The organism is Psychroflexus tropicus DSM 15496 (genome assembly GCF_000378765.1).
Classification (GTDB): domain Bacteria; phylum Bacteroidota; class Bacteroidia; order Flavobacteriales; family Flavobacteriaceae; genus Psychroflexus; species Psychroflexus tropicus.
The window spans coordinates 748261-762841 of record NZ_KB905342.1; the positions used below are offsets into that span (position 1 = coordinate 748261).

Annotated in this window: 14 protein-coding genes and 2 tRNA genes; 7 read left to right on the forward strand and 9 right to left on the reverse strand. The window is 38.5% G+C overall.

Annotation, left to right across the window (positions count from 1 at the left end; all coding sequences use genetic code 11):
* Window positions 1–141 precede the first annotated feature (141 nt).
* The 8 genes from F598_RS0103360 to F598_RS0103395 form a co-directional block, all read right to left on the reverse strand.
* Window positions 142–216, reverse strand: a tRNA-Val gene (locus F598_RS0103360).
* 39 nt (window positions 217–255) lie between these two features.
* Window positions 256–330: transfer RNA gene (locus F598_RS0103365), tRNA-Val, on the reverse strand.
* 59 nt (window positions 331–389) lie between these two features.
* Complete coding sequence (locus F598_RS0103370; RefSeq protein ID WP_019037613.1) at window positions 390–1610, reverse strand: bifunctional folylpolyglutamate synthase/dihydrofolate synthase; 1221 nt, start codon at window positions 1608–1610, stop codon at window positions 390–392.
* Between the two features lie 3 nt (window positions 1611–1613).
* On the reverse strand, window positions 1614–2501 hold the full coding sequence (locus F598_RS0103375) for a hypothetical protein (RefSeq protein ID WP_026302495.1): 888 nt from the start codon (window positions 2499–2501) through the stop codon (window positions 1614–1616).
* A 3-nt stretch (window positions 2502–2504) separates the two neighbouring features.
* Window positions 2505–2897: an ExbD/TolR family protein gene (locus F598_RS0103380; protein ID WP_019037615.1), complete on the reverse strand. Its 393-nt coding sequence runs from the start codon at window positions 2895–2897 to the stop codon at window positions 2505–2507.
* Between the two features lie 2 nt (window positions 2898–2899).
* On the reverse strand, window positions 2900–3589 hold the full coding sequence (locus tag F598_RS0103385) for a MotA/TolQ/ExbB proton channel family protein (RefSeq protein ID WP_019037616.1): 690 nt from the start codon (window positions 3587–3589) through the stop codon (window positions 2900–2902).
* 74 nt (window positions 3590–3663) lie between these two features.
* Window positions 3664–4890: a Glu/Leu/Phe/Val dehydrogenase dimerization domain-containing protein gene (locus F598_RS0103390; RefSeq protein WP_019037617.1), complete on the reverse strand. Its 1227-nt coding sequence runs from the start codon at window positions 4888–4890 to the stop codon at window positions 3664–3666.
* A gap of 88 nt (window positions 4891–4978) precedes the next feature.
* On the reverse strand, window positions 4979–6031 hold the full coding sequence (locus F598_RS0103395) for an anhydro-N-acetylmuramic acid kinase (RefSeq protein WP_019037618.1): 1053 nt from the start codon (window positions 6029–6031) through the stop codon (window positions 4979–4981).
* Between the two features lie 181 nt (window positions 6032–6212).
* On the opposite strand from F598_RS0103395, the gene F598_RS0103400 reads away from it, so the two are divergent.
* The 7 genes from F598_RS0103400 to F598_RS0103430 all read left to right on the forward strand — a co-directional run bounded on the left by F598_RS0103400 (window position 6213) and on the right by F598_RS0103430 (window position 13472).
* The gene (locus F598_RS0103400; RefSeq protein WP_019037619.1) at window positions 6213–7355 is read left to right on the forward strand and encodes an acyl-CoA dehydrogenase family protein; all 1143 of its coding nucleotides are present in this window, start codon (window positions 6213–6215) and stop codon (window positions 7353–7355) included.
* Window positions 7356–7445: 90 nt separating this feature from the next.
* Entirely contained in the window at window positions 7446–7706 is a 261-nt protein-coding gene (locus tag F598_RS0103405; protein ID WP_019037620.1) for a thiamine-binding protein, read from the forward strand.
* Window positions 7690–8328 carry a nicotinamide riboside transporter PnuC gene (gene pnuC, locus F598_RS0103410; RefSeq protein WP_019037621.1) on the forward strand — a complete coding sequence of 213 codons (639 nt, stop codon included), beginning with the start codon at window positions 7690–7692 and terminating at the stop codon, window positions 8326–8328. Before F598_RS0103405 ends, pnuC begins: the two co-directional genes overlap by 17 nt.
* The gene (locus tag F598_RS0103415; RefSeq protein WP_019037622.1) at window positions 8283–8837 is read left to right on the forward strand and encodes an AAA family ATPase; all 555 of its coding nucleotides are present in this window, start codon (window positions 8283–8285) and stop codon (window positions 8835–8837) included. Before pnuC ends, F598_RS0103415 begins: the two co-directional genes overlap by 46 nt.
* A 6-nt stretch (window positions 8838–8843) precedes the next feature.
* Window positions 8844–10379, forward strand: coding sequence for a DUF4301 family protein (locus F598_RS0103420; protein ID WP_019037623.1), 1536 nt, complete (start codon window positions 8844–8846; stop codon window positions 10377–10379).
* A gap of 2 nt (window positions 10380–10381) precedes the next feature.
* Window positions 10382–10786, forward strand: coding sequence for an alternative ribosome rescue aminoacyl-tRNA hydrolase ArfB (arfB, locus tag F598_RS0103425; protein ID WP_019037624.1), 405 nt, complete (start codon window positions 10382–10384; stop codon window positions 10784–10786).
* Window positions 10787–11096: 310 nt separating this feature from the next.
* On the forward strand, window positions 11097–13472 hold the full coding sequence (locus F598_RS0103430; protein WP_026302496.1) for a TonB-dependent receptor: 2376 nt from the start codon (window positions 11097–11099) through the stop codon (window positions 13470–13472).
* Between the two features lie 81 nt (window positions 13473–13553).
* Here the strand turns inward: F598_RS0103430 and F598_RS0103435 are convergent, their stop codons facing one another.
* On the reverse strand, window positions 13554–14549 hold the full coding sequence (locus tag F598_RS0103435) for a DUF4837 family protein (protein WP_019037626.1): 996 nt from the start codon (window positions 14547–14549) through the stop codon (window positions 13554–13556).
* Between the last annotated feature and the right edge of the window lie 32 nt (window positions 14550–14581).

Here is a 14581-nt window from a genome sequence, read left to right on the forward strand (position 1 = left end):
GACTATATCCACTCCTGCAAATAAAAATCCAAACCGCTATCGCGCTTTTGTCTTTTTTATTAAACATAAGATCTCAAGCAAGCTTGAGCTTATGTCTAATAAAAAATCCAATACCATTAGGCATTGGATTTCTGCTTGATGTGGGTCATACTGGATTCGAACCAGTGACTTCTACCCTGTCAAGGTAACACTCTGAACCAACTGAGTTAATGACCCGATTCTAAAATAAAAAACCCTAACTTAAGCTAGGGTTAGTGGGTGCGAAGGGATTCGAACCCCTGACCTTCTGGGTGTAAACCAGATGCTCTGAACCAACTGAGCTACGCACCCTAAATTGGGAGTGCAAATATAAACCTTATTTTGATTTCACAAACTAATATTTTTAATTTTTATAAAATTTCTGCAACAGTAAATGTGCTTCCTCCAATATAAATAAGATCGTTTTCCGAGGCTTCTTGTCTTGCTGCTTTAAAAGCATCTTGAACTGTCAAAAATACATCGCCCTTAAGTCCTTGTTGTTTAGCTTGTTGATGTAAATCCTTAGCCGGTAAGCCTCGAGGAACATCTGGTTTAGAAAAATAATATTTGGCATTTTGAGGAAATAACTGGAGGATAGAATTAAGGTCCTTATCATTGACAAATCCTAGTACCATATGAAGGTTTTCAAAGCTTTCATTTGTCAATTGATTTAAAACCAATGTTAGACCTTCCGCATTATGCGCCGTATCGGTTATGATTTTAGGCATTTGGCCAAGGACTTCCCAGCGGCCTCTAAGCTGAGTAGACGATACCACACTTTTCAAGCCTTTCTCAATGTTTTGTTGAGAAATGTCCCAGCAATTCAACGTATTTAAAACTTCGATACTTTTTAGGCAAGTTCTTATATTGAACTGTTGATAACTTCCCTTTAGATCACACGCTGGTAATTTGCACTCAAGATCTTCAGCAAAATGAATTGGAGCATTGTTCTGTGTTGCTTTTTGAATAAAAACCGGTTTTGTCTCTTCTAGTGTTTCTCCAATAACTACTGGAATTTCAGGCTTGATAATGCCCGATTTCTCTCCTGCGATTAACTCTAAGGTGTGGCCTAGAAATTCTGTGTGGTCTAAACCAATGTTGGTTATCACAGACAAAAGCGGAGTGATAATATTGGTAGAATCCAGGCGCCCGCCTAATCCAACTTCTATAACGGCTATATCTACTTGTTCTTTGGAAAAATAATCAAAAGCCATACCTACGGTCATCTCAAAAAAAGACAGTCTATTTCGCTCCAAAAATTCTTTGTGGGTTGAGATGAATTCAACCACCTTTTCTTTTTGAATTTGCTCACCATTGATTTTGATTCGCTCTCTAAAATCTTTAAGATGCGGCGAAGTATACAAGCCTACTTTATAGCCTGAAGACTGGAGAATTGAAGCAAGCATATGGCTTACAGAGCCTTTACCGTTGGTACCTGCCACATGGATGCTTTTAAATTGTTGTTCGGGATGTCCAAGCTGCTGAGCAAGTGCGATGGTATTCGTTAGGTCTTTTTTGAAGGCGGTTTTGCCTTGCCGCTGATACATTGGGAGTTGCTCAAACATCCATTGCAGCGTTTCAATGTAGGTCATTTCTTATTCTGATAATTTAAACACGTAGGTAATGAAACCAATTTGGGTAAAAGGAGCTTTAGAATCACTATTAAATTTGGTGGCTAAAGCGGCACGTTTGGCCGGTTCCATCAGACAGGAGCTCGAGTTGGTTGTGCCTTTTGCACCAGGAGTAGCTTTCACCACATCGCCATTACGATTGACTTCAATCCTCACCACCACTTCTCCAGACTCATCGCATTCCTGGACAAATTTCTTTTTAGACAAGGCTTTTCTGCCACCTAGCCTGTAGTTACCATCACCATCTAAGCCTTTGCCCGTACCGTAATAGTTTTTAGCATTGGGATCTCCCTCAGGATCTCCTTTGTCGCCAGCTGTATTATCGTTGCCTTCTCCTCCTTCTGCATTGCCATCACTTTCCGGCCCATTCATCAGATTCTGCATGGCATCGGTGACGGATTTCTCAGGTTTTTTCTCTGGTACAGGCTCAGGTTCGGGTTCCGGAGTAGGCTCGGGCTGAGTTTCTTCTACTTTCTCTTGAACTTCCTCTTTGGGAGGTTCAGGTGATTCTTTAACCTCTTTCACTACCTCTTCTTTATTTTCGATCACTGGAGCCTCTTCGGTATCCTGAGTGACTACATCTTCCTGGATGTCTTCTGAAGCAGCTTCTTCTTGGACCTCCTCAGGTGGAGGAGGAGTGCTGGTAGGTTGCGGAGCAGATTTTATGGGGGCATCGGGCTGAATATTGCCAGAACCAACATCAGTTGTACCAAAATTAATCGCAATACCTCTTTCCTCTGGTGGATCCAGGTATTTTAAACCGAAAAAAAACATCAACAGAATAAACAGGATATAAATCCCTGACGTAATCAGAAAAGACTTTTTCTCGTGTTTGGTTTTGAATAGGCTCACGACTTAATTAGGTTTTACGGCCAATACGATTTTATATTTATTCCTGTTGGCAATGTCCATAATTTGCACTGCATTTTCAATCGGCACACCTTCTGCAGCTCTTAAAATAATGGTAGGCTCTTCCAATCCGTTAAGCATGCTATTAAGTCGACCTTCTACCTGACCTGAACTGACTTTTTCATCATTCACATAAAACTCTAAATCCTCAGTTATACTCACGGCTACATTTTGTTGTGAAGTCGTTTTTCCTTTGGCTTTAGGTAAAATCAAATCCAGAGCTTCAGGTGTGATGACGGGAGAGGTCAACATAAAAAAGATCAATAACAGAAATACAATATCTGTCATAGAAGACATGCTGAAGGTCGCACTTACTTTATTTCTACCTCGTAAATTCATAATTAACTAGGTTCATTCAATAAATCCAAGAAATCTACCGCAGTGGCTTCCATCTGGTGGACCACTTTATCCGTCCTTACTACCACATGGTTATAACCAATATAAGCGATAATACCTACAATAAGCCCTGCCACTGTGGTCGTCATAGCTGTATAAATACCTTCAGCCAGAGATCCCATTTCAGCTTGTCCACTGCTGGTGGCCAATTCATGAAAAGCCAAAACCATTCCAATGACGGTGCCCAGAAAGCCTATCATAGGGGCTGCTCCTGCAATTGTAGCTAAAACACTCACATTTTTTTCAAGTTTATAGACTTCGAGTCGACCAGCGTTTTCTATAGCTGTATTAATATCTTCGAGAGGAGAACCAATTCTGGAGATGCCTTTTTCAGTCAATCTAGCTACCGGAGAATTTTCCTGTGCACAACGGATTTTTGCCGACTCAATATTACCAGAAGTGACACTGTCCTTAATTTGATTCATAAAATTTTTATCTGTTTTGGACGCGGCCTTGATCGCAAAAATGCGTTCAAAGTAAATATAAATGGCAAAGAACAGAAGAACAGCCAAAATGATGATGATAATAGTACCTCCGGGACCTCCGCTAAAAATGAGATCAATGATGGAAAGAGTTTTTTCTTCAACAAGTTCCTCTGCTACCTCAGGGGATTCTTGAACAAATGGTATTGACATAAGAAATAGAATAAGATTGATATATTAACGCTAATGTAAACAATTAATTTCATCACCTCTAAGGAATTATAAGGCTACAATAATTCTTTTAAGGCAATTTCATAAGCTACACTACTGATGTGTTTCTTATCGTTGTTATTTTCATAAGTTTTTTGGATCGCGTTCTTAATCGTGATGGAAATATCATTAAAAATAGCTTCATCGGTCATCATCACCTTACGTTCCATAAAATAGGCGAAAACTCTTGCCATACCACAATTGGCAATAAAATCTGGAATAAGACTTACTTTCTCATCTGCATATTCCATGATAGGTCCAAAAAAGATCTCCTTATCGGCGAAGGGAACGTTGGCCCCACTGGAAATAACTTCCAGTCCATGCTCTACCAAACTATCGATTTGGTCTTTTTGGATTAATCTTGAAGCGGCACAAGGCGCCAAAATTTCAGCTCCTAAATTCCAGAATTGAGCATTGGCTTCCTCAAAGGATAGCATGTCTGTACTTTTTAAGCTATTGCCTTCTTTGGTAAGGAACAATTCTTTAATCTCTTCGAAACTAAAACCATCTTCATTTATCAATCCACCACCAATATCTAAAATACCAATGATTTTCACTCCCATTTTAGCTAGATAAAATGCCGCAGCAGAACCGACGTTTCCAAAGCCCTGTATAATTGCTTTTTTGCCTTTTACGTCTCCACCGTAAACATTGTAATAATGCCTTATCGACTCCGCTACTCCAAAACCTGTACACATGTCAGCTACCGTAAATTTCCTCAAGACATCTGGCGTATAATCTGTGTTTTCGATCACCTTGATTACTCCATGTCTCAGTTGTCCAATTCTATTAATTTTATCGGCTTCTGTAGGCTGAAAGTGGCCGTTAAATACACCTTCCTGTGGATGCCACACTCCACAGCTTTCAGTAATAGGAATCACTTCATTAATCTCATCAACGTTAAGGTCTCCACCAGTCCCATAGTAGCTTTTCAAAAGGGGAGACACGGCTTTATACCAACGCTCTAGCACAGCTTGTTTTCTTGGATCTTTGGGGTCAAAATTAATTCCAGATTTAGCTCCGCCTATAGCCGGACCAGAAACGGTAAACTTAATTTCCATGGTTTTAGCCAGCGATAAGACTTCATTTTCATTAAGGCCTTTACGCATTCTGGTTCCACCACCGGCAGCACCTCCGCGCAAGGAATTGATCACTGCCCAGCCTTCTGCTTCTGTTTCGGAGTCCTTCCAATGGAATACAATTTCTGGGGCTTTATCTTCGTATTTTGTCAATAATTCTTTCATGAGAATCCTATACTTTTCTGTTTGAGCGCAAATATAGAGATTCATCTACAGTTGCTTTGTAGAAGCTTCAATTATTCTTAAACCTATATTAAGGCAGAAACACTTCGCCAGAACTATGGTCATGACTAGCCCCTGTCACCGAAGCCAGGACATTGATTTCATTTCTTTCTCTTAGGACACCTAAAAGCGCAAAGATGAGAGCCTCCTTATAATTGACGACTTCAGGATTGGGAATGATCAGTTCTGTTGAGCTTTGTTCGGTAATCAATTGCATCAAATAAGAGTTAAAGCTTCCGCCGCCAGTAAAAAGTACCTTCTTTTTACCCTGGAGTGCTATTGCAATTTGATGGGCAAAATGCTGAGTACAGGTCGCCATAATCTCTTCTGATTTTAATCCAGATTGATCCAGTAGGGGAAGAAATTCAGCTTCCAGCCATTCGATGCCTAAAGATTTTGGCCCTGGTGAAGAATAATACTGAAGGGTATTCAGCTCAGATAAAAGCTTTGAATTGACCACTGAAGCCTTGGCGATACGACCACCTTCATCGTAGTCTTGCCCCAAAAGTTCGGCATATCGATTCAGAACTTTATTCACCGGACAGATGTCAAAGGCAAGACGCTTGCCATTGCTTTCGTAGGAGATATTTGCAAACCCACCTAAATTAACACAAGCATCATATTCGCTAAAAAGTAAGCGATCACCTATAGGAACCAATGGCGCACCCTGGCCTCCCAGTTCAACATCCTGAACTCTAAAGTCACAAATCACATTACATCCCGTTAACTTTGCAAGCTCTGGAAGGTTTCCTATTTGATAGGTGAGCTTCTTTTCAGGTTGATGCAAAACCGTATGACCGTGAGAAGCGATAAAGTCCAGGTTGGTAATTTGGTGTTCATCGATAAATCGGTTGATGAATTCAGACAGAATTTGAGTATAGTTAACATCTATCGCTTTGATGCGTTCCAAAGGCAATGTGTGAGCATTGGCTAGTTGATGCTTCCATTCGTTCGTATATTCATAAGTTAAAGCGGTATGAATTTCAAAAGAAAAAGATACTCCAGCCTTGATGCTGCAATACACGAGATCCAACCCATCCAGAGAAGTACCTGACATCACCCCGATAACTGAATAGACTTCCATAAGTAGATATTTAAACCTCAAAACTAATTTAAACTCTTCAATTAATTTATAAATCCTATTTTAAAAGTTGAGCCTACACAGCTTTTACATTAATCTTAATTTATAAAAGGTTACGTTGAAAATTCTTCAAGTTAATCTTATATTTGTGGCAAATTTTTAATAAAACTGAAACAGTAACCCTATGGATTTTAAGTTAACTGAAGAACATGAAATGATACGCCAGGCGGCTAGAGATTTCGCTAATAATGAATTGAAACCAGGAGTCATTGAAAGAGATGAGAAGCAAGAATTTCCTAAAGAGCAAATCAAAAAATTAGGCGAGCTAGGCTTTATGGGGATGATGGCGTCACCAGAGTATGGTGGTGGTGGAATGGACACCGTTTCTTACGTGTTAGCTATGGAGGAATTATCAAAAATCGACGCTTCGGCTTCAGTGGTAGTTTCAGTAAATAATTCTTTGGTATGCTGGGGATTGGATACTTACGGTACTGAAGAACAAAAGAAAAAATACTTAACTCAATTAACCACAGGAGAAAAAATAGGTGCCTTTTGTTTGAGTGAACCAGAAGCTGGTAGTGATGCAACCTCACAAAAGACAACTGCTATAGACCATGGAGATCATTATGTGATTAATGGAACTAAAAACTGGATCACTAACGGAGGTTCTGCAGACATTTACTTAGTGATTGCTCATACCGATAAAGATAAAAAGCACAGAGGAATCAACGCGTTTATTCTTGAAAAAGGCATGGAAGGCTTTGAAGTTGGCCCTAAAGAACAAAAAATGGGAATCCGTGGAAGTGATACGCATTCCTTGACTTTTAATGATGTAAAAGTGCCTAAAGAAAACCGTATTGGTGAAGATGGATTCGGCTTTAAATTCGCTATGAAAACCCTTTCTGGAGGACGAATAGGTATCGCAGCCCAAGCTTTAGGAATTGCTGCTGGTGCCTATGAAATGGCCAAAGACTATTCTAAAATCAGAAAAGCTTTTGGAACCGAAATCAAAAATCATCAGGCCATTGCTTTTAAATTAGCTGATATGCACACTAGCATTGAGGCGGCTAGACATATGGTGATGAAAGCAGCCTGGGATAAGGATAATGGTGAAAACTACGACTTATCTGGTGCAATGGCTAAACTCTACGCCTCAAAAGTAGCAATGGATGTAACTGTAGAAGCAGTGCAAGTCCATGGTGGTAATGGATACGTGAAAGAATATCATGTAGAGCGTTTGATGAGGGACGCGAAGATTACCCAAATTTATGAAGGAACATCAGAAATCCAAAAAATTGTGATCTCCAGAAGTATTCTGGCAGATTAACTGATTCAAAATAATTTTTTTTAAAAGGTCAGCAGGAACGCTGGCCTTTTTTAGTTTAAAATGATAATCTTGCGCCTTTAATACTTAACTATGAAAATTTCAGTTGAATTAACCTTAACTCCCATTCAGGATGATTTTGAACCCATCATCATTAATTTTATAAAAGCTCTGCGTCATTCTGGTTTAACAGTGATAGAAAATCCTTTAAGCACACAGGTTTATGGCGAATACGATACAGTGATGCAGATTTTGAAAGATGAGGTAGAGATTGCTTTTGAAGCCATGGAGCGTGGGCTAATACATATGAAACTCGTAAAATCTGATAGAAGCGACTATGAACCTCATTTTTGATTGGTTATTTGCAGAATACCAGAATACTCCAACTCATTTTGTCGTCCTTGAGGTTATAGCGATTGTGTTTGGGTTTTTAAGTGTGTTGTTTTCTAAAAAAGACAATATTTTGGTCTTCCCTACAGGAATTATTAGTACTTCGATTTTTGTCTATATTTTGTATCAATACAGTCTGCTAGGGGACATGATGATCAATGCCTATTATTTTATCATGAGCATTTACGGTTGGTACGTATGGACCAGGAAAGTAGATGACTCTCATTTTGTCCCTATTGAAAGATCCTCTAAAAAAGAAAACTTACAGTCGATTTTAATTTTTACAGCCACCTGTATTTTTGTATGTATCGTTTACGAAACTTTCGATAAGTGGGACGGTTGGGTGACTTATATGGATGTCTTGACCACCGGCATCTTCTTTGTGGGAATGTGGTTGATGGCTAAAAAACGGTTGGAGAACTGGATTTACTGGATCGTAGGGGATTTGATCTCCATTCCTTTGTATTATTATAAAGGGCTTACGTTTACTTCATTTCAATATATTCTTTTTACTATTATTGCCGTTTATGGATTTATAGCATGGAAGAAGCACTTAAACAAACCCAAGACCAGCTTACTAGAATAGTATTATTTGGACCCGAATCTACCGGAAAATCTACACTTGCTGCTGCTCTTGCAGATCACTACAATACAGAGTGGGTGCCAGAGTATGCCAGAGACTATCTGCAAAAGAAATATGATGATGTTGCAGAAATATGCGCTCCCTCAGACCTAATCCCTATTGCTAAGGGTCAGATTCAACTGGAAAATGAGAAAGCTTTTGAAGCAAATCAATACCTGTTTTGTGACACCTGTGTGCTTCAAACTTTAACTTATGCTCAGGTTTACTATAAAGACTTTAAAAGTGAGGTTTTAGAGCATTGCGTTAGGGAGCATCAATACGCTCATTTTTTTTTAACCTATATCGATACACCTTGGGTTCCCGATGATTTAAGAGATAAGCCGAATGAAAGACTTAAAATGTTTAGTATCTTTGAAAATGCACTTATTCAAAGGCAATTACCTTACACTACTTTAAAAGGAAATTTAAAGCAACGTTTACAAAAAGCCACATCTATTATAAAAACGCTATAATTTATTATGCAATTTCATCCTAAAGACATAACTCAAATAGAAGCATACGGCCTTACAGTCGACAAAGTAAAGCAAGACTTAAAGTATTTTGAAAAGGGATTCCCAACCTTAGAAGTCGTTCGACCTGCAACAGTAGGAGATGGTATATTGCAGCTCTCTGCAGAAGAGGAAGACAATCTATATCGTCTATACTCAGATTCCGATTTGGTTCCTGTTAAATTTGTCCCCGCCAGCGGAGCTGCCTCCAGGATGTTTCGGTTGCTTCATCAGTTTATGGATGAATTCCCTAAGTCTGGAGAAAGTCTTCATTCCTTTTTAGAAAAGGAGGATTTTCAGTCACTAGCTCCCTTGTTTGAGTCTGTAGATCAACTTCCGTTTTTTGAAGATTTGAAATTATCTATTGAAGGAAAGGGCGTTGACTTGAATAATTTATCTGAAGGTGACACAGCTCTTCAACTCACCAAACAGATGCTATCTAAAAATGGCTTTCAAATGGCAGATTTACCTAAAGGCTTAATACCATTTCATAAATACGATGATGGGAAATTAACTGCGTTTGAAGAGCATTTTTATGAAGCTGCCAAATACATTGAAAAGGATAATGTTGCCAAACTCCACTTCACCATTTCTGAAGACCACCTTTCAAAATTTGAAAATAAACTGAAAGATGTTCTGCCAGATATTGAAAATAATACTGGGGTCAGGTTTGAAGTTGAGTTTTCGTTTCAGCATCCCTCTACAGATACAGTATGTTTGAATGCTAAGGATGAGCTTTTTAGAGATCAAAATGATGTTATTCTCTTTAGGCCAGCGGGTCATGGAGCCTTAATTCAAAACCTGAATGCCTTAAAAGAGGATCTCGTTTTTATTAAGAATATTGATAATGTCGCTCATCGAGATTCAGAGGATGAACAACGCAAACCTACTCATAAATACAAAGCCATTTTAGCAGGATTACTGTTGCAACTTCAAGAAAAAGCTTTCGATTATTTGAACCGACTTGAGTCTGATGATTTAAGTGATGCATTTCTCGAAGAAGTCAAAGCTTTTTTAAGAAATCAGCTGAATATCCATGTCCAGTTTAAAGACAAGCAGGAGATCATTCATTATTTAAACCGCCCGATTCGGGTTTGTGGTATGGTGATTAATGAGGGAGCACCAGGAGGAGGGCCTTTTTGGATCAAAAATGAAGATGATAGTATCTCTCTTCAAATTGTTGAAAAATCTCAAATCGATTTAAAACAAGAAGATCAAAAAGAAAAAATGCAAGCTTCTACGCATTTTAATCCAGTTGATATTGTATGTAGTCTTAGAGATTACAAGGGAAAAACTTTTGATTTGCAGGATTTCGTCGATCAAAACAAAGGCTTTATTGCTCACAAATTTGTTGGCGGAGAACCGATTAAAGCTCTAGAGCTTCCAGGCCTGTGGAATGGTGGTATGGCCTTTTGGAACACTGTTTTTGTAGAAGTGCCCGTCCATACTTTTAATCCGGTTAAAACAGTAATGGATCTTTTAAAACCAGGTCATCAACCAGAATAAGTATGGCATCCATTGAATCTATTTTAGGGGAAGTTCAGTTTCAATCCGCCTTAAGTGGAGGTCCGGGAGGACAACACGTTAATAAAACGGAGTCTAAAGTTATTTTGACCTGGGATGTGTCTGAATCCTCGTGTATCAATTCTCAAGAAAAGCAGAGAATTTTAAACCAGCTCGCTAATAGAATTAATTCTGATAGCATTTTAAAACTTAGCGTTACTAAATCCAGAAGTCAGCATCAAAATAAAAAGATAGTTAAAGAATCCTTCATAAAGCTTATTCAAAAAGCTCTTCAAAAACCAAAAAAGCGAATAAAAACAAAGCCTTCAAGATCTTCTAAACTAAAACGACTCCAAAAGAAAAAGCAACAGTCGGATAAAAAGCAGTTGAGGAAGAAACCAAAGCTTTAATATTTACATCAGTATACTTTTGATTTTTACAGTGAGTTTTGATCTGACAACTTAAAACTTTATTTTAATTATGAATTTCAAGGGCTGATTCAATTCTAATTCCTAGATTTGCGCGAAATCTCAAAGGGGTGTTTTGCGACAGCAGGACTGAGATCATACCCAATGAACCTGGGCAAGTAATGTTGCCAAGGGAAAATGACAAATTCTTGTCATGCATTGCTTATACTCCTGATACCAAAGTGGTCATCAGGTTTTTTTTATGTTTAACTTTTGAATAATGGCCCCTTTTATTCGTAAACCATTTTTACGAATGAAAACCAAATTATTTCTTTTATGTACCATCCTCTGGGGATGGCAATCTTACTCTCAAAACCTAAAAGTTGAGGGAAAAGTCACCGATCAAGGCAACCCACTCTCAGGGGTGAGTGTGTATGCCAAATCTACAAACTCTGGCACTGTAACCGATGATAGTGGGAACTATCAGTTGATGTTGCCATCAGGAGAATATACCTTGGTCTTTAAGTATGGTAACCAAAGGGAATTTGATATAAAATTGTATCAAAATTTAACTTTAGACGTTGATATGTTCAAAGCTGAAGAATCTCTCGATGAAGTTTTAGTTCAGGCCTTTAGGGTAGATGCAGATTCACCCATTACGCATTCCAATTTCAGTAAAGCTGAAATTGAAGAACGAAATCTGGGCCAGGATATTCCTATCTTATTGAACGTTTTACCTTCCGTTGTTTCCACAACCGATGCAGGAAACGGGATTGGATATACGTCCATAAGAGTGAGAGGGAGCGATGCTTCGAGAGTCAATGTGACTTTAAACGGAATTCCATACAATGATCAGGAGAGTCAGGGCACCTTTTGGGTGAATTTGCCAGATTTCGCCTCTTCTACAGAAAATATTCAGCTTCAGCGTGGTGTAGGGACCTCTACCAATGGGTCTGGTGCTTTTGGTGCAAGCTTAAATATTCTCACAGAGGCTAAAAATGATAAGGCCAATGCTGAACTTACCAATTCATTCGGGTCCTTTGGTACTCGAAGACATACTGTAGAGTTTGGGACTGGTCTTTTAGAAGATAATTTTACATTTACTGGTCGGCTTTCACAGATCAAATCTGATGGTTATATCGATAGGGCCTTCTCAGATCTGAAGTCTTATTTCCTTCAGGGAACCTTTCAGGATGGAGGTACTTACATTAAAGCACTTACTTTTGGGGGGAATAATATCACCTATCAGGCGTGGAATGGTATTGATCGGGAAACTTTAGAAAACGATAGAACTTTTAATCCATCGGGTCAATATACCGATGAGAATGGTAATACTCAGTTTTATGATAATGAAGTAGATAACTACAAGCAAGACCACTATCAATTGCACTGGAATCAAAAATTAACTCCAAATTGGTCGACCAACCTGAGTCTAAACTATACTTATGGTAGGGGGTATTTCGAGCAGTATGAAGAAGATGCAGATCTTTCCTTTCATGAAATCGATCCTGTTTCCATTGGAGGGGAAACCATAGAAGAAAGCGATTTAATCAGAAGACGATGGCTGGATAACGATTATTATGTTGTTAACGCCACTAGCAGCTATAGCGATAGTCAGGTGGATTTTACGTCAGGATTGTTTTACAGCTATTATACCAACGATCATTTTGGTGAGGTGATCTGGTCGCGCTTTGCCGGTAATTCTGAAATACGTGATAATTACTATTTTGGAACCGGGACCAAGCAAGAATTTACTGTTTTTAGTAAAGCCACCATAAAGATCAATGATCAATTTAGTCTATTCGGTGACTTGCAGGGTAGATTTGTTCATTACGAAACCTCTGGCTTAACTTCGGATAAGGTGAATCTATTGGTTGATGAACAATTTAATTTTTTCAACCCCAAAGCAGGAGCAACTTTTAGAGTGAATGAGGAGAATCAGCTTTACGCCTCTTATGGCAGAGCACAGCGAGAACCAAGAAGAACTGACTTTGAAAATGGTATTACCAATCCTGAGATTCTGGATGATTTTGAGTTGGGTTGGAGATTGGATTTTGGACCATCTTCAATAAATACAAATTTATATGCGATGCTCTATAAAGACCAGATGGTCTTGACAGGAGCTTTAGATGACGTAGGGGCTCCAATCAGAGAAACCAGTGGAGAAAGTTATCGTTTGGGGTTAGAAATTGAAGCAGACTTAAGATTAAATCAACTGTTTTCTCTTCGTCCTAACCTGACCCTCAGCCGTAATAAAAATGTTGACTTCAGAGCTAATTTGAACGGTGAGGTCCAAAATTTAGGCGAGACTAATATTTCTTATTCTCCAGAGATTATTGCCGCTAATCAACTGATTTTTCATCCTTTTCAAGACTTCCAGGTTAACTTTATTTCCAAATACGTTGGTGAGCAATATATGGGCAATATAGACAGCGAGGTTTCACTCTTAGACAGCTTCTTTACTAACGACTTAAATATCGTTTACGAGTGGAATGAAGTTCCTCTGTTTAAATCCATAGTGTTTACAGGACTAGTTAATAATGTATTTGATGTGGAATATGAATCTAACGGGTATTTTTTCACCTTCGATTTTGAGAATGAACAGGGACAAACACAGACTGGTCAGGGTGCAGGGTTTTACCCACAGGCTGGAATTAATTTTTTGGTAGGGGCAACTTTGAAATTTTAATCTATTGTTGTTATATTTTATCCAAATGAAAAGACCTCGATAAACGAGGTCTTTTCTATTTTATAGGTAAGCATAAAATAATCAGTCTGTGAATTCAGCTGATTTTAAAATCGCTTCAATTTCAAACATTTGTTGGCGTTTGGAAGAAGAAGGTTTAAATACAAAGCCTTCTAAAATAAGATACCTGTCATTCTTTTCATCTTTTATAGCGTAAGTCACGAAAGGTCCAGCCATAAAAAATCCTTTCACTTCCCAGGTGCCTTTGATTTCGTAAGCAAATTTGCCATCGATTTCAGTTTCAAATAGGTAAGGTGCATAGGCTTCTTCTGTGATCATATGAGTATCTTCATTGGGACCAGGGATGTGTCGTTCTCCAACAGAATCTCTCATTTTAATGACGTTGGCAATAATATCTCCTCCGCTTTCAATAGTTGACATTGGGACTTCATAAGCAAGTAGTTCCATGCTTCCGTTTTTGATGTCTTTTCTCATCCAGAAGAAATTTTCTTTCTGTTTAGCATATCTATATGCCGAAGGAAAGAGCATTGTAAAGCCTAGAGATTTCTTTAAAACTTCTGTTTTGTTGGGAGCCTTACGCATTCGTCTCCTTTTTTCTTTAAGCTCAGTCGTCTCCAGTCGGTTAAGAAAAGCTTCCTTATTAGAAGAAAGTTCATTTATAATGCTTTGGCTATCTGGTCCTGCAATCGCGATACCAACCTGTGGCTTCGCAAATGAATCAATAAGAATTTTATGAGCAGGTCTTTCAGCATTTTCAATTTTCAGAAATGTTCTGTTTTTTCTAGCAAATCCAGAGAAAGCTTCAGGTGGGATCTGATTTAAGGCATATTTGGGCTCTTGTTGTGGGAGTCCTGAAACGTCTTCTGCAAAGATATCTCGTATGGTTTCACCAACTTCACCTTGCCACTCTTCATTAGAAATGACAATATTAAGCTGATTAAGGTTTCCAGAAGATTCTGCCTTGTAAGCTGAATCATTGCCGTCATTGCAGGCTATGATTGATAATAAGAGGAAAAAAGAGAGACTGACTTTTGTAAAACGATGTAAAAGTGAATGCATTTTTGATGTTTTTTGTTAGAAAGCAACCATCC

What these genes read in the sequence shown, in the direction of transcription:
- F598_RS0103415 (WP_019037622.1), top strand. Translation starts at nt 8,283, where the DNA reads ATGGAAGAAGCACTTAAACAAACCCAAGACCAGCTTACTAGAATAGTA.
- F598_RS0103395 (WP_019037618.1), bottom strand. Translation starts at nt 6,031, where the DNA reads ATGGAAGTCTATTCAGTTATCGGGGTGATGTCAGGTACTTCTCTGGAT.
- F598_RS0103370 (WP_019037613.1), bottom strand. Translation starts at nt 1,610, where the DNA reads ATGACCTACATTGAAACGCTGCAATGGATGTTTGAGCAACTCCCAATG.
- pnuC (WP_019037621.1), top strand. Translation starts at nt 7,690, where the DNA reads ATGAACCTCATTTTTGATTGGTTATTTGCAGAATACCAGAATACTCCA.
- F598_RS0103400 (WP_019037619.1), top strand. Translation starts at nt 6,213, where the DNA reads ATGGATTTTAAGTTAACTGAAGAACATGAAATGATACGCCAGGCGGCT.
- F598_RS0103430 (WP_026302496.1), top strand. Translation starts at nt 11,097, where the DNA reads ATGAAAACCAAATTATTTCTTTTATGTACCATCCTCTGGGGATGGCAA.
- F598_RS0103405 (WP_019037620.1), top strand. Translation starts at nt 7,446, where the DNA reads ATGAAAATTTCAGTTGAATTAACCTTAACTCCCATTCAGGATGATTTT.
- F598_RS0103435 (WP_019037626.1), bottom strand. Translation starts at nt 14,549, where the DNA reads ATGCATTCACTTTTACATCGTTTTACAAAAGTCAGTCTCTCTTTTTTC.
- arfB (WP_019037624.1), top strand. Translation starts at nt 10,382, where the DNA reads ATGGCATCCATTGAATCTATTTTAGGGGAAGTTCAGTTTCAATCCGCC.
- F598_RS0103385 (WP_019037616.1), bottom strand. Translation starts at nt 3,589, where the DNA reads ATGTCAATACCATTTGTTCAAGAATCCCCTGAGGTAGCAGAGGAACTT.
- F598_RS0103390 (WP_019037617.1), bottom strand. Translation starts at nt 4,890, where the DNA reads ATGAAAGAATTATTGACAAAATACGAAGATAAAGCCCCAGAAATTGTA.
- F598_RS0103420 (WP_019037623.1), top strand. Translation starts at nt 8,844, where the DNA reads ATGCAATTTCATCCTAAAGACATAACTCAAATAGAAGCATACGGCCTT.
- F598_RS0103380 (WP_019037615.1), bottom strand. Translation starts at nt 2,897, where the DNA reads ATGAATTTACGAGGTAGAAATAAAGTAAGTGCGACCTTCAGCATGTCT.